The following is a 23,397-nucleotide window of genomic DNA, read 5'->3' as shown; positions in this document are numbered from 1 at the left end:
GCAAAATGCTGCGCACGCACCAGCCGGGCAAAAACAGGCAACGACATACATCTCAAGTCCTACGGAAGATAAAAGCGCTTGCGCACAGGTGCGCAAACGTCTGCGCGCTATTCAGGGCTTTTTCGCTTGGAATTGATTACTTTCTTTGCGCCTTAGCACTATCTCCTTGTTTTAAAACAATAAAATCATTAGCGGCACGTATTTTGGAACGCAGCTCTCCCTTGTCTCGGGCGACATGACCCGTTTTCTGCGCAGAGAGCACCTCGCATGACCGAAAAACACGGTACCCGCCAACAGCGACTGACGACGCGTTTCCCCAAAACATCCGCCACGGCCACCAGCCTGTGCCCCTTCCGAGGCCCGAACACGCTCATGCCACATGAAAACGAAGACCTCATCTGGGAAACCTGGGTGCCGCTCGGCAAGGACGCGACGTATCTGGAGTTGCAAATCTGGTACCCGAACGCGCTGATAAATCCTGGCGAGGATGATCGAGGCTATCTGTTTCAGATGGAGCTGGACACGAGAGGCGATACTGAAATTGATGGTCTCGCTGCCGTGGAACTTGAAGTGAAAGCCTCCAGCAGGATGGGCGCCATCACCCTGGAAGTCGCAGAGAGTACACCGGTATGACTCAGCAAGAAAAAGCCCTGGATCTGCCGAAAAACCAAGACATCCTAAACTGGAAAATTAAAACCCTAGCGAGATCACCTAAAGAAATCATGATCACGCAGCTTGGGTTTGCCGCCTTCCATGTAATGGCAAGCTCACTTTTCATTTGGGCAGGCTGGGTGATGTTTTCAGACAGCACGTCCTCGCTGGTGTGCGTAATACTTGCACTTGGAGGCCATCTTGCCTACTTCATAGGCCTGCTCATCCGCCAAAAAACCATCTACCACTACACCGTCAAAACCGACGGCGCCACAGTCGAGTATTACCTGCACTATCCCGACTTCGCCTCATCCTTCTTCAAAGGCATTGCCGTAGCCGTCATCCTGATATTCTTGCTCGTCGCCCTTCTCACCGGATCATTGCTCTTCCTGATCGGCCCGGTAGCGATAGCCTTTATCGCAGCCGTCAAACTGCTGAATTGGGAAAACCCTATCCACCATCGGCAAACCCGCCCCTGGCAGGAACACAATTTCGTCACGGTTGATCACAAACGCTTGATGGTCATCATCCATTGCACCGACGTAACAACAGGCTTCGCCGCCCGCTTTCCCAGTAAGGAATTGATGACCAAGTACCTCGCGTTCCTGCGCGAGGTACTTCCAGCAAACGCTGAATACACCGAAAAAACCACCCACTGGCATCAGGGCTGAAGCGACTCAGGCCTGAGCCATCCCCGCTCAAGCCTGAGAAAGCAATCACTGCGCCATCGGCACCGTAAAGCGGAACTCGCTGCCCTGCCCGACCTGGCTGTGCGCGGCCAGTTCGCCGCCGTGGGCTTTGATGATGCCTTGCGAGATATACAGGCCCAGGCCGGTGCCGGTCGGGTTGCCTTCCTTGACCGTCCAGTAGCGTTCGAAGATGTGCGGCAATTGCTCGGGAGGGATGCCCTCGCCGGAGTCACGCACGGNCGCACGGTAAACACGATTTCGCTGCCGTTGGACATCGCTGCCACGCCTATCTTGCCCAGTTTCGGGGTGAACTTGATGGCGTTGCCGATCAGATTGGACAGCACCTGAAACAAGCGCTCCGGGTCGGCATTGACCTTGATGTCCGGCTCGGCGTTGAAGGAAATCTCGATGGATTTGTCCATCGCCAGCGGCGCGAGCAAAGTGTAAGCCTCTTCGAAAATCTGGCTGACTTCCAGCGGCTGCGGGGTGATGGTGTAGCGTCCGGCTTCGATCTTCGAGGTGTCGAGCAGGTCTTCGAGCAGCACGTTCATGCGGCTGGCCGCTTGTTGCATGGTGTCGATGGCCGTGGAAATACGCCGTGACGTGTGCGGCCCGTCAGAGCTGAACGACTTCTGCATCATCCCGCACAGCATGGAAATAACCGTCATCGGGTTGCGCAAGTCGTGGGACACGACGGCAACCAGCTCATCACGGGCGCGAACAGCCTGCTGCTCTTTGCGCACCTGGCGCGCCAGGTCATTTTCCAGTGCCGAGCGGCGCAGGTCATTGGCGGCGTAGACGTCTCCGTGGCTCCACTGGGTAGCGATGCCGGTCATTTCGACCTTCCAGATTTCGAACGACGTGCGCGGGCGCAAACGCAGGCCCTGCTCCGAGCCTTCCAGATTCAATGGCTTGTCCGGATCGCCACTCCAGCGGACACTTTCCTTGACCTCGGGGCGAAACCAGATCACGCCGTTGTCCACGGGTTTGGGCAGACTCATGGCCAGCACACCGCTGGCAATCGACTGATAAGCCTCGGCAGGCGGGAAAGCACTGGAAAGATGATGACTGGCATATACCGGGTTGCCGCTTGCCATCATCCAGGTATGCAGCGCCCGGATGTCGGCAGGCGTCGGACAGTTGCCGAAACACTGCGTCTTGCGGTCGTCGATGATTGCCACGCCGGTGGCGCCCACCAGATCCATCAACTGCTGTGGCTGCTGCGCCAGACCGTCGAACACGTTGTCGTCTGACGTCGCCATGGCATGATGAAGCTGCTTGAGCGCGAGGACTTTTTCCTCACGCTGCCGACTGATTTCCAAGGCTTCCATCGCGCTGATCTGCAGCGACACTACCTGACCAATCGCCTGGCAGGCACTGCGCAACTCATGGGACACGTACAGCGGCGTGCGATGCCCGCAGCTGATAAGCCCCCACAACTTGCCGCCCTGAATCAGCGAAACGCTCATCGAAGACAGAACGCCCATGTTTTTCATGTACTGGCAATGAATCGGAGACACACTGCGCAATGTCGAGAAGCTCAGGTCGAGCTGCTGGTGAGTGTCCGGGCGCAATTGCGGCACCAGCGGCACCGGGGTGTAATCGGCGTCCGGAATGATGCGCAGCCAGTTGCGGCGATACAGTTCGCGCGCCTGCTCGGGGATGTCCGAAGCCGGGAAGAACAGGCCGTTGAACAGTTCCATGGAGGGCGCCGAAGCCTCGGCAATGACCTGGCCATGGCCCTCTTCTTCGAAACGGTAGATCAGCACCCGGTCGTAACCGGTCATTTTCTGGATTTCGCGAACGCTGACTTCATACAGCGTGTGCAGGTCGCTGGCGGCGTGCAACTGGCGCAGCATGCGGCCCATGTTGCCGGTGCGCTCGGAATAGCTGACGGCCTGAGCGGCCTTGTCTTGAATTTCGAGCTCCAGCACCAGAACATCCTGGCTGCGGTGCAACATGGCTTCGAATTCGACGCCATTGACCGACATCAGCAGACGCGGCATGTCGGCGAAAGAGTCATGGGCGCTGGCGCTCTTGATGACCTCGGCCCAGCCTGCGCCGAGAACACAGTCAAGTGCCTTTCCCGGCACCTCCTCCGGCGCGTGGCCAAGCACGGTCTGCACGTTGGCACTGACCTGCAGGATGATCAGTTCGGGTTCTGTCAGAGTAAACAGCAGACCATGCGGCTGAATGGCCCCGGGGAACTGAATGGGCTCATCTGCACAATTGGTCAGGAGGACTTCGAAGGAATCCTCGTCGAGCTGGCTCATAACAGCACCTCTTGACCGTCGAGCCAGCGCTCGAAAAATGCAAATGTGGAGTGCGCTGCATGTGTTGCAGCATCAGTAAAATCAGTATCGCCCGGCAGCGCATCCAGATGGCTCAGAAACGCTTTCCAGCGCGGTCCGGTGGCAACGCCGTATACGTCGAGAAAAGCGGCACCGCTGTGCTCATCAACGCCCAGACGTTTATACACGTCGCGGCGCAATACCTGCCCGCCCAGTGTCGCACCTTCCAGTACATACATGACCCCCAGACAAGCACCCGGTGAGTCTACAACGGGCAACCGCGTGCAGCGGGGAAGATGCTCGATGTCTTTTTCAGACATGCCCAGCGCGCGCAAGTCTCTGACCAGCATAGGCATCTTGATCCGCTCATGCGGTTCAAGCGCAGCAGGTATCAGATCACTGGTGTGCAAGGCCGCTTCGAGCGGTGCATGAAAGCCGTGATAAGCCTGAAGCAGGCGCAGATAAAGAGCGTTGTTCAGGGCGGATGAAAAAAACGGCATGCGCTTTTCAAGTCGAACGTGCAGCTGATTCGTTTCAGCGCGAAGTGCATCCAGCAGCTTCGCAGCGGGTACGCATGAAAAACTTGCCGGCATCCAGGAGAGCTCTTGAGTGTGCGATAAATGGAAAACGCATTCGAGCGGAAGAAAACAGCAACATAAACGCTCGGTGCCAAGCTGACAGGTTGCCCCGCTCAGGTGATAAAAAAATAGATGCGCAACGCGTTGCGCATCTATTTGTCCTTCAACTTCACGATAGTCGAAAACCGGGTTTTGCAAGCACCGAGCATTGTCCCGGATCAAATTTCGGGCACTTTAACATCATCCTCACCCCTGTCAGCCACTACTCACGTGCGAACGCCGACCATTGGTCGGCGCCGGGTCCCGCTTCTCACGCTCAACGCACGTTCTGGTAAAGCATCAGCCGCGACGTCTCATGCAGGCCACGGGTCAGATCGCGCAGCCGTTCGAACTCTTGCGGGTTCTGCTCGGCGACGTTATCCAGCGGCGTGGGCGAGGCAAGGTCGTGCAGGGTCGGCGAGCTGCCGTCGTGCTCCATCTGCAACAGGTAGTGGCGCGTGACGCCGCCGATCAGCGGGAAGGTGCCTTCGCGTAACACCAGCGGCACAACGCGCTCGCCTTCAGGTGCCGGCTGCTGGATATCACGGCCCATCGTGCCACTGGTGAATGGCATGCCGGCCATGCCCGCGAGTGTCGGCAGCAGGTCCGCCAGCCCGACCGCATCATCGATCACACGGGTCCCGAGCAGACCGGGCGCATGAATCAGCAGCGGTACGTTGTTGCTCTCCAGGCCCAGTTGCTCGAAGGCGGGTGCCATGTGCGGAATCTGGCTGATGCGCGTGTTGTGGTCGCCGAACAGCACGAAAATGGTGTTTTCGTAATAACCACCGGCCTTGGCCAGTTCGATCAGGCGCCCGATATTGAAATCCAGCAGGCGTACCGCGTTGTATTGCTCGACGCTGCGCGAACCTGCGGCCTGCACTTGCTCCAGAGTCTTGTCGCTGATCTGGAAGCCGTCGTTGTCCTTGGGAATGGTGAAGGGCCGGTGATTGCCTGCGGTCTGCACATAGGCAAAGAACGGTTTGTCGGCGGGCAATGCGCGCAGAATCCGGTCGCTTTCCTTGAACAGGTCCAGGTCGGACACACCCCATACATCGACCTGCGGAGACTTCCAGTCGCGCTCGTCGTACAGGCGCACGTCATCGATGCTGCGGCGGATCAACGCGTTCATGTTGGCCCAGCCGGAATTGCCACCAATCATGTACAGCTTCTCGTAACCGATGAAGTCATTGATGATCGTGTTTTGCCGGGTGAGCAGTGGATGCCGCGTCGCCGTTTCCTGACGGGTCACGTCCGGCACCCCGGTAATGCTCGCCCAGACGGTTTTCGCTGTGCCGGTGACGGGCACGTAGAAATGCTTGAAAAACCAGCTTTGCGTGGCCAGATGATCGAGGTTCGGCGTCGGGTTGAGCGGATTGCCGTAAGCGCCAACCGCGCTGGTGCCCAGCGATTCAAGCATCACGAACATCACGTTCGGCGGCCGCTCGCCTAGTAGCCGGTAAGGCTGCACGGGCTGCTGGCGCTTGAAATTCAAGGCCTGCGCGTCCGGCTCGGTTACGCCCAGATAGCGCGCGACCACCGGGTAATGCTCGCGCACCGTGGCTTCATCGAAATGCGATTGGGAAACCTTGAGCGTGTCATACAAAAACAGCGCAGGGTTGAGCCCCAATGCCGCCACCTGACTGTTGCCGGAGAAAAAAGCATCGCTCCAGCGCAGCGGCACCGGGTTTTGCAGATTGAGGTTTTCGACGCGCCCCAGCAGCCCGAGAAAGATCGCGCAGGCCATCACTGCCGACACCCACACCACTGACGCGCGCTTGACCGGTCTGGCCTCGCGATCCAGGGTGATGCGTTCAAGCCGCAGCAACGCCCAGCCCAGTGCAGCAACAGTCAACAACCAACCGGCGGTGATCCACAGCACCGGGTAGGTTTGCCAGAGCATGTCACGGGAAATCTGCGCGTCTTCCAGGTAACGCATCACGCTGGCGTTGAGTCTGACCCCGAGGTAGGCGTAATGGCCGAAATCGACGATGTGGATCATCGTCAGTATCGCCAGCGCCAGAATCAGATAACCGCGTGCCAGCCAGCGCAAGGCCGGCACGCTGATCAGGTTCCAGCGTGGCAGCCAGAGCAGCAGCGCAACCGGCAAGAGGATCAACAGCGCCAGCCGTAGGTCGAAGCGCAAGCCGACACCCAGCGTCTGCGCGACTTCACCCTGAGTGAACAGCGTGCCCGGCTCGACGCCGGAGAACCCGTAGAAAAACACCCCTCTCAGTAACGCCGACAACAAAAACACCAGGCTGACAGCGCCCAGCCAATAGCGCAGACGCCGCGATTGCAACCCACTCATGCGTGTTCCTCTATACATTGCCGGCAGACAGCGCAGCGGAACGGCGCTGCCCGGTCGTACGGCGATAAACAAAACGGATAGCCAGACTCAGCAAAGCGCCGCAGCAATACAGCGCGAGTAATGGATCGATCAGGTAGTCCCAATAGTTTTCCGAAGGCTTGAGCCGAAACGTGAACGCCAGCGTAGCAGCCGTCAGCATCACCACACCCAGCGCGTTACGCAGGCAGATCAGCCCTAGCGCGATGACCGCAACAATGATGATCATCGGCCTTGGGTTGAAGCCCCAGCGGTATGGGTCGAAATAGCTCAGGCCGAGCGTTGCCGGGTACAGCGTCAGGGCCAGCGCCGCAAACACCAGCAGCATGATCAGGCGCGGCGACGCGGCCAAGGGCTTCAGGACGCCCAGCCGTTGCAGGGTCAGCCAGCCCAGCAGCACCAGGCTGCTGATCGCCAGATCATCGGTGAGGCTGCGCGCATACGCGGCCATTGACAGGCCGTCGACCGAGACCACGCTCAACAGCGAAGTGGCCGCCAGCAGGCCGCAGCGCCACCAAAGCGATGGTGTCAGCGGCGCCAACAAAACAAACAACGCCCAGGCAAACGCCAGATGGGCCAATCCCAAAGCGATCATAAAAGTTGCTCCGCCAGCCAGGCCTCGTTGAAACTGACATGTTTGATGAAGGTGTTATTCCACGAATAGACCAAGTGATACAGGCCGTCCGGGCTGCGGATGAAATACGGATACTCGTACTCGAAATCACAACCGTCGGACGAACAGACGCGCTGATCCAGATTGCTCAGAAACTCCGCTTCCATCGGCTGGCGACGTACCCCACTAGACGCACGAAAGCCCTCGCCGATCACTTCCTTGTACGCTTCCAGAGAAAACGGGGTGCCCAGCGGATCGGGGGATTTGTCCAGATCCGGCAGCGGCCGCCAGACCGTCATCTGTTCGTCGGTGCTGTACAGGCTGAGTTTGAAACGGCCTTCGCGCAGATCATTGAGCGCCACCAGCAAGCCCTTGCCCGGCACGCCGACCGCTGCCAGCGAGGAGTTGGGGTTGCTCGGGGTCAGCGGATACGGCTCGCTCCAGGTCTGCCCGCCATCTTCGGTGCGGCTGGCCAGCACTCGGTGGAAGGTCTCACCGGCGTAACGCAACAACGCCACGCCGCGCTGCCCGTCCAGCGGCACCACAGTAGGTTGCAGGGAGTTCTTGCCACGGCTGATGCGGAACTTGTCGATCACCTCGCCGTTCGCGCTCAGGTACAGGTACTCAGCGAACTTGCCGAGAAACTCGTGATACACCGGCAAGCCGATCGAACCGTCGGCGTGAAACACCGGCGCGCCACGCACCAGCGTGCTGATATTCAGAAACGGCGAGGTCACCAGTTGACGCGGCGGCGACCAGCTGGCGCCCATGTCGCTGGAGACCATCGCGTTGACCGAACTGCCCGCCCAACCGCCCACCGAGACCGACACGTAGAACAGCCACAAGCGGTTGTCAGGGGCCAGCGCAATCACCGGGTTGCCCAGCTTGCGGATGTATTTGCCGGTGCCGGTCTGGGTCGATTGGCGGGTCGCCAGCACCTGCTCGCCGCCCCATTCTTCGGTGCGTGCATCGAATCGCGAGGTGCGAATCTCGACGTCGCCTGCGCCTTCGCGGGAACCGGCGAACCACACCGACCTCAGATCGCCGCCAGGCAGCGCGGTGACCGCTGACGAGTGCACGAAATCGTCCAGGTCCGAGGACGCGAAGCGCGAACTGTAAGACGCCTTGGGTGGCAGACTCTCGGTGCCAACCGGCGCCGGGCTCACGGCAAAGCCGGCAATACGGTGCAGCGGATGGCTCAGCCACGCACTGACAAAGACTGCTACAACGATCAGGCCTGCGCTCCATGCAGTCAGGTTTCGGGAAATAACTCGCATCAGGAGGCATCACTGTGATGAAAAACAAGGATGGGGTTTCAGCGATGGCCATCTTCAGGCAGCGGACGTCGCTTTCCTGTCAACATCGACAAAGGCAGGTTGTCACGCACCTGAAAACTTTCGACTATCGCTGCGGCCATGTGCAGCACCACCAGCGCACACAGGCTGTTGGCAAGGATTTCATGGGTTTCCAACGGCCAGTCAGCACCCCACAAGGCATCGACCTCTTGCATCAGAAATCCGGTCAGACCCATGCCGAAGATCAGCGCCATCATCAGCACCATGACCAGCGCACCCAAGGGTGAATGGCCAAGGCGATGAACCGGCTGACGCTTGATCAGCGCGCTCACGTGCGCCCGCACACGCGTAGGGCTCGGCCAGAAATCGCTCCAGCGCGCGCTGGTTGGCCCGATGAATCCCCACACCACTCGCACCGCCAGCCAGGCAACCGCGTAATAGCCCAACCAGACGTGCCAGTCGTCACCCGCTTCATTGAAGAAATAATTGGCGACGAAAACACCCGCGATCGAGACGTGAAACAGCCTGACCAGCGGGTCCCACAGGCGCAGGGAAACCCGGCTCATTACTTGATCTCGGTCTTGACCGCTTTACCGCTGACCGGATCGTGGTAGATCTCGACCTTGCGCTTGTCCTTGTCGAAGCCGTAGATCTCGTAGCAATTGCCGTCAGTGACCTTGAACTTGCTGATCTGGTAACCCTGCGCTTTGAGCTGCTCCTGGAATTTGGCCTGATCCTGCCATTGGGATTTTTCAGCGGTGGTGCATTGCGGACCGGCAAGCGCCAGCGGGCTGGCCAACAACAGGGAAATCAGCAGGACTTTACGCATGGCAGAGGCTCTCAGGCAGTGAAGGAGCGCCTACTGTGCGAAACCAGTCTTAGGAAAAGCTTAATGCGCAACAGTTGGTAACATCTTCCCGGACACACGGCGCTTCGCGGCACTGCGAGCGGACGGCATCATGGCGCCCTTCCCCCTTTACTTTCTGGTCGAAACCCTATGCGCCTGCTTCTAGTCGAGGATGATCGTGCGATTGGCCAAGGCATCCGTGTGGCACTCAATAACGAGGGTTACACCCTTGACTGGCTCGAAGACGGCTTGAGCGCGCTGCATGCCTTGCGCAGCGAGCCGTTCGACCTGCTGCTGCTCGACCTCGGCCTGCCGCGCATGGACGGCTTCGACCTGCTGCGCCAGTTGCGCGCCGAAGAGCTCGCCCTGCCGGTGCTTATCCTGACCGCCCGTGACGGCACGGCTGACCGCATCGCCGGGCTGGATGCCGGTGCCGACGATTACCTGGTCAAGCCGTTCGATGTCGACGAGCTGAAAGCCCGCGTGCGTGCCCTGCTAAGACGCAGTCAGGGGCGCGCGCAGCCGTTGCTGGAACACGCCGGCATCAGCCTTGACCCGGCTTCGCAGCACGTCACGTTTCACGGCAACGAAGTACCCATGACGCCGATGGAATATCAGTTGCTGCATCAGTTGATGATCCGCCCCGGCAAAGTGGTGACCCGCGAGCGGCTGTCCAACACCCTGTATGGCTGGCAGGACAAGGTCGAAAGCAACACCCTGGAAGTACTGATTCACAACCTGCGCAAGAAATTGTCCACCGAGCTGATCCGCACCGTGCGCGGCGTCGGCTACTTGCTGGAGCTCAAGGCATGACCTCGGTACGCGCGCGCATTCTGGTCCCGGTGCTGTTGCTGTTGCTGCTTGGCGATCTGGCCATCAGCCTGCTCGCGCTGCGCGACAGTCATCACGAAATCGAAGAAGTCTACGACGCGCAACTGGCCCAGAGTGCGCGCTTGTTGCAAGGCGTGCTCAGCCAGCGGGCGGCCGGCGAACAGGACCTGGACAAGCTCTATCAGGCGTTCGATCAGGCCATGAGCCGGGTCGGCACCAGCGGCGTAGCCCACCCCTATGAAACCCGCCTGACGTTTCAGGTCTGGCGCACTTCAGGCGAGCTGCTGGTGCGCTCGGCCGAAGCCCCGCTGCTCACCGCCCCACCCGCCACAGAAGGCTCTCACGACCTGGTCGAAAACGGTCATGAGTGGTGCGGCTTTTTGCTGGCCGATCCACAGCAGGGTTTTCTGATCTGGGTTGGCGAGCGCGACGATGTGCGTCAGGACCTGATTCAGCGCATCGTCAGTCACACCTTGTGGCCGACGCTGATCGGCGTACCGCTGCTGGTGGTGGCGATCTGGCTGGCCATCGGCTGGGGCCTGCGCCCGCTGCAATCGATGGCCAAGGTGATTCGCAAGCGCGACGCTGAAAGCCTGGAACCGCTCGACGTAACGCCGCTGCCCAAGGAGCTGGAGCCGATGCAGTACGCGCTCAATCGGCTGCTGACCCAGATCGAAAGCGTGCTGGAGCGCGAGCGCCGCTTCATCGCCGACGCGGCCCACGAATTGCGCACGCCACTGACCGTTTTGCGCATCCACGCGCAAAACGCCAGGCAGGCGGAAAGCCCGGAACAACGTCTGGAGGCGCTGGATTTTCTGGTGCACGGCGTAGACCGTGCGGCGCGTCTGGCCAGTCAGCTGCTGACCATGGCCCGGCTGGAGCCGCGCGTCGAACTGAGCCAGTTGCAAACCTTCGAACTGAACACCCTGGTGCGCGAGGAAATGGCCGAGCTGACGCCGCTGGCGTTGGAGAAACGTGTTGATCTGGTGTTTGAAGCGGGCGATGACTGCGTGATCCACAGCGACCCGGCGGCGATCACCATCGCCCTGCAGAACCTGCTGACCAACGCCCTCAACTTCGCACCGCCGGCCAGCGAAATTCGCGTGGTGCTCAGTCGTCAGGACGACGGCAGCGCGCACCTGTCCGTTGAAGACTCAGGCCCCGGAATCGATGAGCAACACAAAGAGCGTCTGTTCGAGCGTTTTTACAGCGAGGGCCATAGTAATGGCGCGGGACTGGGGCTGGCGATTGTCGACATGATCGTGCGCAAACTGGAAAGCAGCCTGCACCTGCGCAATTCGGCGCAGGGCGGACTGTGTGCCGAGTTGCGGCTCAAGAGTCGAACGGCCTGACAGCTGCTCGCTTCAAAGCACCACGCGCAGGCATTGTCCGGCGTGGTACAGGGTGAAACCGGCGTCGTAGGCCAGGGTGCGCAGGGAACGGCCCGAAACCTTTTTGTTGTTGTTGGAAAAACGCACTGGCAGCGCCGCCGCATCATCCGTCAGCAGGTAATCGGCAAAGCATTTGCCCACCAGCGTTCCGGTGGTCACGCCCCGGCCGTTGAAACCGGTCGCGGCCAGCAAACCCGGCGCGGGTTCGAACAGGCGCAGTAAATGGTCCGGGGTGAAGCCGATGCGACCGGTCCAGGTGCTCTGCCATTCGATCCGGCCGAGTTGCGGAAAATAATGCTGCTGGACCCGATCCGCCCACTGGCGAATGAACCACAGTGGGTAATTGCCAGCATTGCCGAGGCTGCCCAGCAGCAACCGCCCATGCGCATCGCGACGAATGTTGCTGAGCACCGTGCGCGTGTCCCATGAGCCCTGCCCGCCGCGCAGAATGCCCGCTTGCGCCGCACCGCTGAGGGGCTGCGAGGCGACCTGGTAGTAATAGCCGGCGAAGATGTGATCCTTGACGTCGGTCCACTCGCCTTCGGTATAGGCATTGGAGGCGATGATCACCTTCTCGGCTCGCACGCTGCCGGTCGCGGTGGACACCTTCCAGCATCGGCGGTGCGTTGCAGCCCGTTGACGGGAGACTCGCCGAACACCTGTCCGCCCCGCGCCAGGACGTTGAGCGCCATGCCCGACACATAAGCCATCGGGTTGACCGTACCGGCGCGATGGTCGAGCAGCGCGCCGCTGACCTTGTCGGTGCCGCAGGCGTCTTCGCAGGGTTTGCCGGTCAGCAATTCGACGTTGGCACCGCGCCGCTGCCACTGCCCGGCACGGCTTTGCAGATCCGCCAGGCCTTTGCTGTTGTGCGCCATGTGCAGGTTGCCGGTGCGGGTGTCCTGGCAATCAATGCGGTACCGGTCGATGGTCGCAAACACCAGCGCCGGCGCAGCACCCAGCGCGCTATTGAGGCGACTGGCCTCGACGCTGCCCAGCACCTTTTCCAGTGCATCGGGCGCAACCCAGGTCCCGACATTGACCAGCCCGACATTGCGCCCCGACCCGCCGTGGCCCACCTGATGCGCTTCGACCACGCACACCGATTTGCCGCCTTCAAGCAGTTGCAACGCTGCCGAAAGGCCAGTGAACCCGGCGCCGATGATGCACACATCGGCGTTTCGCTCACCGGTCAGTGTCGGGCTCAGCGGACGTTGCGGAGTCAATTGTTCCCACAGACAGCCTTGAGCAAACTGCACCATCGAAAAACTCCAGCAATGTCGGTGAAAAACGCCCGGTTCGGATCAGTCGAAAACGATGCCCTGCGCCAGTGGCAGCTCGCGGGAATAGTTGACGGTATTGGTTTGCCGACGCATGTAGGCGCGCCACGAATCGGAGCCGGATTCGCGACCGCCGCCGGTTTCCTTCTCGCCGCCGAACGCGCCGCCGATTTCTGCGCCGCTTGTGCCGATGTTGACGTTGGCGATGCCACAGTCGCTGCCCGCTGCACTCTGGAAAGCCTCGGCTTCGCGCAGGTCAGTGGTGAAAATGCACGACGACAGGCCTTGCGGCACTTCGTTGTTCAGGCGCAAGGCTTCTTCGAAATCGTCGTAAGCCAGCACGTAAAGAATCGGTGCGAAGGTTTCGTGACGGACCACCTCGCTCTGGCCCGGCATTTCGGCGATAGCCGGGGTGACGTAATAGCCGTTCGGGTATTTGTCCTGCAGCTGACGCTCGCCACCGAACACCTGACCGCCCTCGTCGCGGGCCCTGGTCAGCGCGTTCTGCATGGCCGAGAACGCTTGCTGATCAATCAGCGGGCCGATCAGATTACCTTCGCGCGGATCACCGACACGCACTTTGGCGTAGGCCGCTTTGACGCGGGTGACCACTTCGCCCTTGATCGAACGATGCACGATCAGACGACGCAGCGTGGTGCAGCGTTGGCCGGCAGTGCCCACGGCGCTGAACAGAATGCCGCGCACGGCCAGGTCCAGATCGGCGCTCGGGGCCAGAATCATGGCGTTGTTGCCACCCAGTTCCAGAATGCTGCGGCCGAAACGTGCAGCCACGCGCGGTCCGACTTCGCGGCCCATGCGGGTGCTGCCGGTGGCGCTGATCAGCGGTACACGCGGGTCGTCGACCAGCGCTTCACCGGCGTCACGATCGCCGATCACCAACTGCGCCAACGCGGCGGGTGCATCGCCGAAAATCTTCAGCGCCTTGTCGAACAGCGCCTGACAGGCCAGCGCGGTCAGCGGGGTCTTTTCCGAAGGCTTCCAGATCACCGGGTTGCCGCAGACCAGCGCCAGCGTGGTGTTCCAGGCCCAGACCGCGACCGGGAAGTTGAACGCGCTGATCACCCCGACCACGCCCAGCGGGTGCCAGGTTTCACGCATGTGATGGCCGGGGCGCTCGGAGGCGATGGTCAGGCCATACAACTGCCGCGACAGACCGACGGCGAAATCGCAGATGTCGATCATTTCCTGAACTTCACCCAGACCTTCCTGAGTGATCTTGCCCGCCTCGACCGACACCAGTTCGCCAAGGTCAGCCTTGTGCTCGCGCAACACTTCACCAAAGATCCGCACCAGCTCGCCACGGCGTGGGGCCGGAACAGTACGCCATTGCAGGAATGCGTTGTGGGCGCTGTCGATGCGCGCCAGGACCTGCGACTTGTTTTCCAACGTGACCGAGGCAATCTGGCTGCCATCAATCGGGGTGTAGACCGGGTAGTTCCCTTGTGTGTGGGCACTGTTTGCCACGCCCAGACGTGCTAATAACTCGGCAACCATGTTGATGCTCCTGTCATGGACTAAAGATCACTGATGACCGCAGTATCGACCCGGACGCGGCCTGCCCACAAACGACGATTTTGAAAAACATGATTCCTTTTAGGAATGAACTTTCGCTTACCAAGAGCGATTAAGGGGCTGACTTCGGGAATTATTGGAATGACCCGGTGATTTTATTTCGTTTGCGGGCGAGGTCCGATGTTTGTTTGGATACGGCCATCATGTTTACCCGCATTCAGAGCCCGGCCGATGAGCGAACCCGTCAGCGAATCCATTTCCTTCGTCCACAGCATGACCCTGTCCCACGGCCGCAACCGCCGTACCTGGGCAGGCTGAGCGGTGTGGGCTGCATGCGCGGCATCGAACTGATCACGCCGGATGGCAAACCCGGCACCCGACAGCTTGCCGAACTGCTGACATCAGCCCGTGAGGCCGGGCTTTTATTGATGCCCAGTGGCAAGTCGCGGCACATCATCCGGCTGCTGATCCCGCTGACCATCGAGCCTGACGTGCTGCACGAAGGGCTGGATATTTTCGAGCGTTGCCTGGCAGCGCTGGCTTGAACCCGCACGGAGAAACCACCCTGATGAGCACTGCACGCTTTGCCGACCCGGACCAGATCCGCGCCGGGTTCTCACGCGCCATGTCGCAGATGTACCAGCACGAAGTACCGCTGTACGGCACGCTGATGGAACTGGTGAGCGAGGTCAACGCACAGGTCATGAGCCGCGACAGCGAGGTGCTGAACAGTTTGCGCCAGACCGGCGAAATCCAGCGGCTGGACATGGAGCGTCACGGCGCGATTCGCGTGGGTACGGCGCAGGAACTGGCCACCCTCGCCCGCCTGTTTGCGGTGATGGGCATGCAGCCGGTCGGTTACTACGACCTGACGGCGGCTGGCGTGCCGGTTCACTCCACCGCCTTTCGCGCCGTGCATGAGCAGGCGTTGCAGGTCAGCCCGTTTCGGGTGTTCACCTCGCTGCTGCGCCTGGAACTGATCGAAAGCGACAGACTGCGCGGGTTTGCCAGTCAGGTGCTGGCCAAGCGCACGATCTTCACGCCTGGCGTCTTGGCGTTGATCGAGAAACATGAGGCAGACGGCGGTTTGAGTGAAGCCGATGCGGCCGAGTTCGTTCAGCAGGCGCTGGAAACCTTTCGCTGGCATAACACGGCGACGGTTTCGCTCGACGAGTATCGGCAGTTGAATGCCCAGCATCGTCTTATTGCCGATGTGGTGGCATTTCGCGGTCCGCACATCAATCACCTGACGCCGCGCACGCTGGATATCGACGCGGTGCAAAGCGGAATGCCCGGCAAAGGCATTACACCCAAGGCCGTGGTTGAAGGGCCGCCGCGTCGCCAATGCCCGATTTTACTGCGCCAGACCAGTTTCAAGGCGCTGGAAGAGCCGATCAGTTTCATAGGTCAGGGTGGCAATGAGTCGGGCAGTCACTCGGCACGCTTCGGCGAGATCGAACAGCGCGGCGCCGCCCTGACGCCCAAAGGCCGCGAGTTGTATGACCGGCTGTTGAACGAGGCTCGCGACGAGTTGGGTGAGTTCCCCAATGAGGCCAATACCATGCGCTATGCCGGGCTGCTGGAAAAGGCCTTTCAGGCATTCCCGGACAGCCATGATGAAATGCGTACGCAGGGACTGGCGTATTTTCGCTATTTCCCGACTGAATCGGGTGTTGCGGCCGGTGCATCCGGCAGTCTGCAGCAGCTTGTCGAGGCGGGTCATGTGCGCTTCGAGCCGCTGGTGTACGAGGACTTTTTGCCGGTCAGCGCGGCAGGTATCTTCCAGTCCAACCTGGGTGACAACGCCCAGGGGCACTACGCAGCGAATTCGAACCGGCAGGATTTTGAACAGGCACTGGGCCGCAGCACACTTGATGAACTGGCGCTGTACGCCGACACTCAGCGGCGCTCGCTGGAAGCATGTGCCGAGGCGTTGGGGCTGATTGAGTCATAACGGGTGAGGGTGAGTTGTGTAAGTTCGTGGCCCCCTGCGTCACAAGGGTTCTGCGATACCAGGTGGATTCAGATAAGACTCAGGTCACCTTTTCGCCCCTCGGCAGGATCAAAGTAACCAAAATCCCGGCTCCGTTTCCGGCCNCGACTTCGTCGGGTTCCTTCGTTCTGACACTGATCCGGGGGGCGCCGCAATCGGCGTCGTCAGTGCCATCGAGTTAAAAAAGCGCTTCTATTCACAGTGACTTCGAGCAAGACATGACGCTGTGCTGCAGCACAGATACGACGCGGAGCGTCGCACGATAGTCATAGTCGGATCATTTCAGGCCCTTTCTGTGTTCTGTTTAACGCAACGATAAATAAAATTCGCAATATTGGTGTGCCCCCCTGCGCTATGCATACTGCGATGGCGAGTGGACAGCAAGGTGCTGTATTCAAAGGCTCATCCCTTTGAATGACGCGCCGGATGATCTCCTGCAAAAGGCTCGAAGCAGCCTGGGTCTGAATCACGTTCAGACCTCATAAAAATACTCGGCCGGATAACGGTCTCCATGGCTCCATGGCTCCATGGACTTCAAAGCTGCCCTGGCGTGTCACTGCGCCGACCTGAAAAACAGAATAACGATGGATAAGGCCTGTAAAAGGCCATTCAGCAGGCAAGGGGATCATCATGCAAAACTCACACGCTGCAGCGTCGGGCGACAATCAGGCCGTTTCATCGACGGTGAAGCTGTACGTCTGGGCTGCCATCATCCTCACCCTTGCCGAAATGATCGGTGCCATCAGTATTCCGCTGGGCCCCGGCAAAGTGGTGCTGCTGCCGATGGTCTGGGCGCTGCTGATCGGTGCGATGATCGGCATCGCCAGTCGCCGCCTGCCGGGCAGTATCGGTATCGATCACGGCATTCAGCTGCGTGCGGCGTCGATCCTGCAACCCGCCCTGCTGATTTTCATCGCCAAACTCGGCTTGGTGGTCGGTGGTTCGTTGCCGGTGGTGTTTGCCTCGGGATGGGCGCTGGTGTTTCAGGAGTTCGGACACTTCGTCGGCACCGTGATGCTCGGTCTGCCAGTGGCGCTGATGCTCGGCATCAGGCGTGAAGCCATCGGCGCAACGTTCTCGGTCGGCCGCGAGCCAAGCCTGGCGATCATCGGTGAGCGCTACGGCATGGACTCCCCGGAAGGTCGCGGTGTGCTTGCCGAATACCTGACCGGCACGCTGTTCGGTGCGCTGTTCATCGCTATCGTCGCCGGTTACATCGCCAGCCTGGGGATTTTCCACCCCAACTCGCTGGCGATGGGTTCGGGCATTGGCTCGGGCAGCATGATGGCCGCCGCCGCAGGGGCGATTGCCGCGCAGCAAACGCCGGAAGTCGCCAAGGAAGTCATGACCCTGGCCGCCGCGTCCAACCTGATTACCACTACCATCGGTACTTACTTCACCCTGTTTATCTCCCTGCCGCTGGCCGTGTGGGGCTATCGCGTGCTCGAGCCACTGATCGGCCGCACCACCAAAGCGTCCATGAGCGAGGAAGGCATACGCCACAGTGACGTGTCGCTGGAAGTGCCGGAGCTGGGCTGGTCAGGCAAGATCAGCGCGTGGCTGGCGGCCGGTGCATTGGCATTGCTTGCCAACTATATCGGCTACAAGACCCTGTCTGCCGACGCCTTCACCGGCATGGGCATCATGGTCTTCTGTGCGTTCATCGGTGAAGCGCTGTGCAGCCTGATTGGCCGCAAGATCCCGGCAGTGTGCACGGTGTCGCTGGTGGCGATGTTCCTCACCTCCCCGGCCTGCCCGTGGGCTGCCGAGATTGCGCGGCTGACCAGCTCGATCAACATGCTGGCGGTCATCACGCCGATGCTGACTTTCGCAGGCCTGTCGATCGCCAAAGACCTGCCAGCCTTCCGCCGCCTGGGCTGGCGTATCGTGCTGGTGTCGTTCCTGGCCAACTTCGGCACTTTCATCGGCGCGGTGTTGATTGCCGAACTGTTTCATTGATCCAGATCGAGCTACCCCAGCGCCTCGCTCACTAGCCAGTCATGCACCGCGCGGCGTGCCGGGGTCGTCAGCGCGCCTTCGCGATAGGCCAGGACGTATTTCTTCCTGGCCTTGATCGGATGCCCGAACGGCACGATCAACAGGCCCTGCTCCAGCTCATCGGTGATCAGCGCCTTGCGGGCAATGGCCACGCCCATGCCCATGCGCGCGGCGTCGATGGTCAGATGATTGCGGTTGAAGGTGTGGCCGCGACGCACGTCGATGCCATCCGCACCGATGGCGGTCAGGTAAAACTCCCACTCCGCGTATTCGTAGCTGCCGCGCCAGGCGGTGATGTCGTGCAGCAACGGAAAGTGCACCAGCTGGCTGGGCGTATCCAGCGGCGGTTTATCGACCAGCAACCTGGGCGAACAGACCGGAAACAACTCTTCTTCCAGCAACGGCGTGGTCGATAACCCTGGATAGCTGCCGTCGTTCAGGTCGATAGCCAGATCGAAATCGTCGTCACGCAACGAGCCGCTGCTGTCTTCGGCGATGATCCGCAACTGGATGTCCGGAAACGCTTCCTGCAAGCGCGGCAGGCGCGGCATCAGCCATTTGCTGAGGAATGACGGAATGCAACGCAGCTTGAACACACCGCCGATGCGCCCGGAATACAGCAGGCGCAGCTCTTCACTGATGCGGCTCTGCACCTCGTTGGCGACCACCGCCAGGCGCTGACCTTCGGCCGTCAGCTCCAGCCCGCGCCCGACCCGATGAAACAGCGCAAAGCCCAGACGCTCTTCGAGCTGGCGCATCTGCTGGCTGATCGCGCCGGGGGTGACGTGCAGTTCCTCCGCGCAGCGGGTGAAAGAGAGATGTCGGGCCGCGCAGGCAAACACCTGGAGCCAGGCGTGCATCTGTGCGTTGAAGATTCTGCTCATTGAAGAGTTCCGCTAAAGCGTTGCATAGCAACAATCGTTTGCCGTTTCGACAGCCGAAGCCAAAGATGAGGACCAGAAAAAGGGAAATACCGAATTCCCGCGCATCATCTCACTTGAAGGACCTCCGTGATGGCCATCAGCGTCTTCGACATGTTCAAAATCGGCATCGGGCCGTCCAGTTCCCACACCGTTGGGCCAATGCGCGCCGGGGCACTGTTCGTGACCGAGCTGCGCAACCAGAACCGGTTGCACAGCGTAGAACGTATCGAGGTGCGATTGTACGGTTCTCTGTCGGCCACGGGCATCGGTCACGGCAGCGACCGTGCGACCGTCATGGGCTTGATGGGCGAATGGCCAGACCAGATCGACCCCAGCCAGGTCAATCAACGCATCGACGCATTGCGCGCCGACAACCGACTGATGCTGGCGGGCGAACAGGCCGTCACCTTCGTCTGGGAACGGGACATGTGCCTGCTTGACGAAAGCCTGCCCTACCACCCCAACGGCATGACCCTGTGCGCTTATGGCAAGACCGGTGAAGTGCACGAGCAGACCTATTATTCGGTAGGCGGCGGCTTTGTCATCGACGCCGAACAGGCCGCCAGCGGCGTGCTGGACAATGACACCACCGTGCTGCCCTACGATTTTTTCAGCGGCGCGCAGTTGCTGAAACTGTGCAAGACCCACGGCATGAGCATTTCCGAACTGATGATGGCCAACGAGAAGGTCTGGCGCAGCGAAGAGGAAATTCGCGAAAAGATCATGGTCATCTGGGCGGCGATGCGCGCCTGTGTGGATAAAGGCCTGCTTGAAACCGGCATCCTGCCCGGTGGCTTGAACGTGCGGCGGCGCGCCTATCGCCTGCACCAGAACCTGCAAAACCTCGACAACCCGAACGTGATCGGCTCGACCCTGAGCGCCATGGAATGGGTCAACCTGTTCGCCCTGGCGGTCAACGAAGAAAACGCCGCAGGCGGGCGCATGGTCACCGCGCCCACCAACGGCGCGGCCGGTATCGTGCCGGCGGTGCTGCATTACTTCATGAAATTCAAGCCCACAGCCAATGATGACGATGTGGTGCGCTTCTTTCTGAGCGCCGCTGCGGTTGGCATTCTGTGCAAGAAAAACGCGTCGATCTCGGGTGCAGAAGTGGGCTGTCAGGGTGAAGTCGGCTCGGCCTGCGCCATGGCTGCCGCCGGGCTGGCGGAGATTCTTGGTGCGACCCCCGAGCAAGTGGAAAACGCAGCAGAGATCGGCCTGGAACATAACCTGGGGCTGACCTGCGACCCGGTCGGCGGGCTGGTGCAAATACCTTGCATCGAACGCAACGCGATTGCTGCCGTGAAGGCGATCAATGCCGCACAAATGGCCCTGCGCGGCGACGGCGAGCACCACATCTCGCTGGACCACGCCATCCGCACCATGCGTGACACCGGTGCGGACATGCACGACAAATACAAGGAAACCTCACGCGGCGGGCTGGCGGTGAACCTGATCGAGTGCTGATCGACCCAGGCGTTTACTGATTCAACAGCGTCGAGCCCGAATAGAAAATCCCGCCCAGTGCGATCAGCAGCAAGGTCACGCTGGAAACGATTTCGATCTTGCGCTTGTACTTCAAGGCGAGCTTCTGACGCATGAGGAAGATGTAGGCGAACAGGATCGACAGGTCAATGATGATCCACAGCACCGACAACAAAGCGATGCTGCCCTTGAACGATTCGGTGACGTGAATGAACTGCGGGAAAAACGAGACGAAGAAGATAATGTCCTTCGGATTGGAAATCCCTACCAAAAAGCCGGTCACCAGCCCGCTGTGCCGGCTGCGCGTCGGCAACGGTGCTGGCGCGGCGTTGGGTTGCGACGGGGCATAGCGCAGCGCTTGCTCCAGCGCCTGCACCGACAGGTAAGTGATAAAGAAACAGCCGACCAGACTGATCCAGTTGAGCAGGCTGACGCTCACCGACAGCGTGCCAGTGAGGATCAATGCCGCGACCATCACCAGCACCAGCGACGCCCAGTTAGTGCCCAGCGCCGTCAGCATCGCGCGTTTGGGCCCGCACGCCAGGCTGGTGTTGACGATCAGCGCCACCACCGGGCCCGGGGTGATGATTAGCATGAATACGCTGAACATGTAGATCAGCAGCAACGATATATCCATGGGTACTCAACGCTCGTTCAAATGGTCAGTCTTGTCGACTTTGATGTGCAGAGGGCAACGGGACAATGCCAGGCCGCCCTCTTCATATAATTGGTACTGCTTCCATTCCAGGCTGCTGCGATCACCGAAAAAGCCCAGTGTGTCGGGCACTACCCCGTTGTTGTAATCGGCGATGCGCTGACGAATCTTTTCCCTGACCTTGCGACCGCTTTCCGTCTCGGCGCTTGCCACTTCGTCAAAGTTCTCCCGAGGGTTGACCACAAACACGATGTGCCCACCCAGCGAGCGGCTTTTCATGGCGCTGTGACGGGGAAAGCTCATGTTGATGAACATCGGCAGCCCGGCGAAGTGATAAGTCCACTCGAACACTTCAGGGTCTGTGCAGGCCTTGGCGGGCCAGGGCGATCGGTCGCCGTCATGCAAATGTTGCAACGTGGCCCACGCATAGGCCTGTTCTTCGGCCAGGCTGTTGAAATCGTTTTTCTCGAAAATGACAATCAGCGGGTTGAACAGTCGGTCTTCAAGGGGCGTGTCGTTGACGAACTTCACGTACTCTTCCATGCCGTCACGAAGCGCGTGTTGCTCATTTTCACAGGGTATGAACAGCAGCAGACAACTTCCGGACTTGTTGGCACGGCGCCCGAACAGACAAGGGAAGCCCTTGTCACTCAGCACCTGTTCGAACTGCCTGTAAGCCTGAACCCTCCAGCCCATTTCCAGGGCGGTGTCACTTTTCAGCAAGTGCCTTACAACAGATTGACGCAACAGCATTTCAGACTTGGGCAGCATATTCCCTCACGCACGCAGCAGATAAGAACACCGCCTTATTGTTTATTTTTTACGACAGTGACGAGCCGGCGATTCTGACCGCAGACGCGTGCGCGGAAAAATGGAAAAAGGTGTAACCTACTATGACAAATAATCATGGTTAGTTATCACATGACTGAACGTATCCCGCCGCTTTACGCGCTGAGAGCCTTTGAAGTAGCGGCTCGATCATGCTCGTTTACGCGTGCTGCGCAGGAATTGTCGCTAACCCAGAGCGCCATTAGCCGCCATATTCGTACGCTGGAAGAAACCCTCGGCTGCCGATTGTTCGAGCGCAATGGCCCACGGCTTTCGTTGAGTGACGAGGGGCGGCGGTTGTCGAGTCAGCTCAAGATAGGCTTCCGGCTCATCGAAGACGCTTGCCAGCCGTTCCGGGGTCAGGGCGCGAATTTGCGCCTCAAGTCACCGTCCACCCTGACCATGAGATGGTTGCTGCATGCACTGGAATCCTTCAAACAACCCTCGCCCGCCCTGCCGGTCCAGCTCTCCAGTGTGTGGATGGACTTTGACAGCGTAGACTTTTATTCGGAGCCGTTCGATTGCGCGATTCTGCTGGGCAACGGCAATTTTGGCGCCGAGGTGGAGACCTGCAAGCTGTTCGATGAATGGCTGATTCCGATCTGCTCGGCAGACACGCTGGGCGACCAGCCATGGGGGCCGGAGCGGTTGCAGGCTGCCGAACTCATCCATCCGTCCAGTGACCGCCGCGACTGGCGGCGCTGGTTGAACCGGATGGATCTGGCCGGTCAGGTGACGTTGAGCAAAGGCAAGGTGTTCGACACGCTCGATCAGGGTATTACGGCTGCGGTCAGGGGGCATGGGGTGTCGATTGGCGATCTGTTTCTGGTCGCTGATGACCTGAACGAGGGGCAGGTGTTTTTGCCGTTCAACTCGGCGGTTGGCACTGGGGATGCCTATTATCTGGTCTGGCTGCAGGACAGTTTCAAGCGCCAGCGGGTACTGGAACTGCGCGACCACCTGCTGACTTGCCTGCCGGATATCTCCAGTATTGAAGTGGAGCTGCTCACCGCGCCTTGACTCACCACCGGCCGCCAGGGTTATACATAAGTCTAAAAACCCCGAGAATGACTATCGTGCCGATGCTCCGCGTCGGCATGCAGTTCTGGACGCTCCGCGTCACACGGCGG

The 23,397-nt window shown here is 60.1% G+C and carries 17 protein-coding genes and 4 pseudogenes; 9 read left to right on the top strand and 12 right to left on the bottom strand.

All coding sequences use genetic code 11. From position 1 onward, the window contains the following. Positions 1-372 precede the first annotated feature (372 nt). Positions 373-633, top strand: a pseudogene (locus ABJ99_RS09600) (hypothetical protein); the annotation flags it as partial. Next, positions 630-1,322 (top strand): hypothetical protein, encoded by a 693-nt coding sequence (locus ABJ99_RS09595; protein WP_054085619.1) that lies wholly within the window; start codon positions 630-632, stop codon positions 1,320-1,322. The pseudogene ABJ99_RS09600 and the gene ABJ99_RS09595, both read left to right, overlap by 4 nt. A gap of 45 nt (positions 1,323-1,367) precedes the next feature. Here the strand turns inward: ABJ99_RS09595 and ABJ99_RS30030 are convergent. The 7 genes and pseudogenes from ABJ99_RS30030 to ABJ99_RS09560 form a co-directional block, all read right to left on the bottom strand. After that, positions 1,368-3,613, bottom strand: a pseudogene (locus ABJ99_RS30030) (ATP-binding protein). Next, entirely contained in the window at positions 3,610-4,224 is a 615-nt protein-coding gene (locus tag ABJ99_RS09585; RefSeq protein WP_054085618.1) for a biliverdin-producing heme oxygenase, read from the bottom strand. Before ABJ99_RS09585 ends, ABJ99_RS30030 begins: the two are co-directional and overlap by 4 nt. Positions 4,225-4,525: 301 nt before the next feature. Then, complete coding sequence (locus ABJ99_RS09580) at positions 4,526-6,559, bottom strand: LTA synthase family protein (RefSeq protein ID WP_054085617.1); 2,034 nt, start codon at positions 6,557-6,559, stop codon at positions 4,526-4,528. Positions 6,560-6,569: 10 nt separating this feature from the next. Continuing rightward, positions 6,570-7,190 carry a hypothetical protein gene (locus tag ABJ99_RS09575; protein WP_054085616.1) on the bottom strand — a complete coding sequence of 207 codons (621 nt, stop codon included), beginning with the start codon at positions 7,188-7,190 and terminating at the stop codon, positions 6,570-6,572. Further along, positions 7,187-8,485, bottom strand: coding sequence for a sialidase family protein (locus ABJ99_RS09570; RefSeq protein ID WP_054085615.1), 1,299 nt, complete (start codon positions 8,483-8,485; stop codon positions 7,187-7,189). The genes ABJ99_RS09575 and ABJ99_RS09570 overlap by 4 nt, the downstream gene beginning before the upstream one ends. Before the next feature lie 38 nt (positions 8,486-8,523). Further along, positions 8,524-9,069, bottom strand: a complete 546-nt coding sequence (locus tag ABJ99_RS09565; protein WP_054085614.1) for a cytochrome b/b6 domain-containing protein — start codon at positions 9,067-9,069, stop codon at positions 8,524-8,526. Beyond that, the gene (locus ABJ99_RS09560) at positions 9,069-9,332 is read right to left on the bottom strand and encodes a PepSY domain-containing protein (protein WP_007248580.1); all 264 of its coding nucleotides are present in this window, start codon (positions 9,330-9,332) and stop codon (positions 9,069-9,071) included. The genes ABJ99_RS09565 and ABJ99_RS09560 overlap by 1 nt, the downstream gene beginning before the upstream one ends. A 168-nt stretch (positions 9,333-9,500) precedes the next feature. On the opposite strand from ABJ99_RS09560, the gene ABJ99_RS09555 reads away from it, so the two are divergent. Both ABJ99_RS09555 and ABJ99_RS09550 read left to right on the top strand, forming a co-directional pair. Beyond that, entirely contained in the window at positions 9,501-10,163 is a 663-nt protein-coding gene (locus ABJ99_RS09555) for a response regulator (RefSeq protein WP_054085613.1), read from the top strand. Further along, on the top strand, positions 10,160-11,533 hold the full coding sequence (locus tag ABJ99_RS09550; protein ID WP_054085612.1) for a sensor histidine kinase: 1,374 nt from the start codon (positions 10,160-10,162) through the stop codon (positions 11,531-11,533). Before ABJ99_RS09555 ends, ABJ99_RS09550 begins: the two co-directional genes overlap by 4 nt. Positions 11,534-11,545: 12 nt before the next feature. Here ABJ99_RS09550 and amaA read toward each other — a convergent pair. Then, positions 11,546-12,834 (bottom strand): annotated as a pseudogene (amaA, locus tag ABJ99_RS09545) (L-pipecolate oxidase). Between the two features lie 42 nt (positions 12,835-12,876). Next, positions 12,877-14,367 (bottom strand): L-piperidine-6-carboxylate dehydrogenase, encoded by a 1,491-nt coding sequence (gene amaB / locus ABJ99_RS09540; protein WP_054085611.1) that lies wholly within the window; start codon positions 14,365-14,367, stop codon positions 12,877-12,879. Between the two features lie 317 nt (positions 14,368-14,684). On the opposite strand from amaB, the pseudogene ABJ99_RS09535 reads away from it, so the two are divergent. The 3 genes and pseudogenes from ABJ99_RS09535 to ABJ99_RS09525 form a co-directional block, all read left to right on the top strand. After that, positions 14,685-14,930: pseudogene (locus ABJ99_RS09535) on the top strand (aminotransferase class III-fold pyridoxal phosphate-dependent enzyme); the annotation flags it as partial. Between the two features lie 23 nt (positions 14,931-14,953). Next, positions 14,954-16,339: a 2-oxoadipate dioxygenase/decarboxylase HglS gene (gene hglS, locus ABJ99_RS09530; RefSeq protein WP_054085609.1), complete on the top strand. Its 1,386-nt coding sequence runs from the start codon at positions 14,954-14,956 to the stop codon at positions 16,337-16,339. A 669-nt stretch (positions 16,340-17,008) separates the two neighbouring features. Then, complete coding sequence (locus ABJ99_RS09525) at positions 17,009-18,337, top strand: DUF3100 domain-containing protein (RefSeq protein WP_054085608.1); 1,329 nt, start codon at positions 17,009-17,011, stop codon at positions 18,335-18,337. 11 nt (positions 18,338-18,348) lie between these two features. Here the strand turns inward: ABJ99_RS09525 and ABJ99_RS09520 are convergent, their stop codons facing one another. Then, positions 18,349-19,260 carry a LysR substrate-binding domain-containing protein gene (locus ABJ99_RS09520; RefSeq protein ID WP_054085607.1) on the bottom strand — a complete coding sequence of 304 codons (912 nt, stop codon included), beginning with the start codon at positions 19,258-19,260 and terminating at the stop codon, positions 18,349-18,351. Between the two features lie 129 nt (positions 19,261-19,389). Here ABJ99_RS09520 and ABJ99_RS09515 point away from each other — a divergent pair, with 129 nt between their 5' ends. Further along, a complete protein-coding gene (locus ABJ99_RS09515; protein WP_054085606.1) occupies positions 19,390-20,766 on the top strand; it encodes an L-serine ammonia-lyase in 1,377 nt (458 codons plus the stop codon). 13 nt (positions 20,767-20,779) lie between these two features. On the opposite strand, the gene ABJ99_RS09510 is transcribed toward ABJ99_RS09515, so the two are convergent. Both ABJ99_RS09510 and ABJ99_RS09505 read right to left on the bottom strand, forming a co-directional pair. After that, positions 20,780-21,421: a LysE family translocator gene (locus ABJ99_RS09510; protein WP_054085605.1), complete on the bottom strand. Its 642-nt coding sequence runs from the start codon at positions 21,419-21,421 to the stop codon at positions 20,780-20,782. A 6-nt stretch (positions 21,422-21,427) separates the two neighbouring features. Beyond that, on the bottom strand, positions 21,428-22,210 hold the full coding sequence (locus tag ABJ99_RS09505; RefSeq protein WP_054085604.1) for a YqcI/YcgG family protein: 783 nt from the start codon (positions 22,208-22,210) through the stop codon (positions 21,428-21,430). A 150-nt stretch (positions 22,211-22,360) separates the two neighbouring features. Here ABJ99_RS09505 and ABJ99_RS09500 point away from each other — a divergent pair, with 150 nt between their 5' ends. Continuing rightward, positions 22,361-23,287: a LysR substrate-binding domain-containing protein gene (locus ABJ99_RS09500; RefSeq protein ID WP_054085790.1), complete on the top strand. Its 927-nt coding sequence runs from the start codon at positions 22,361-22,363 to the stop codon at positions 23,285-23,287. Positions 23,288-23,397: the final 110 nt, after the last annotated feature.

The organism is Pseudomonas syringae pv. cilantro, from assembly GCF_001293775.1.
GTDB classification, from domain to species: domain Bacteria; phylum Pseudomonadota; class Gammaproteobacteria; order Pseudomonadales; family Pseudomonadaceae; genus Aquipseudomonas; species Aquipseudomonas syringae_P.
This window is presented reverse-complemented; position numbering and strand designations above follow the sequence as displayed.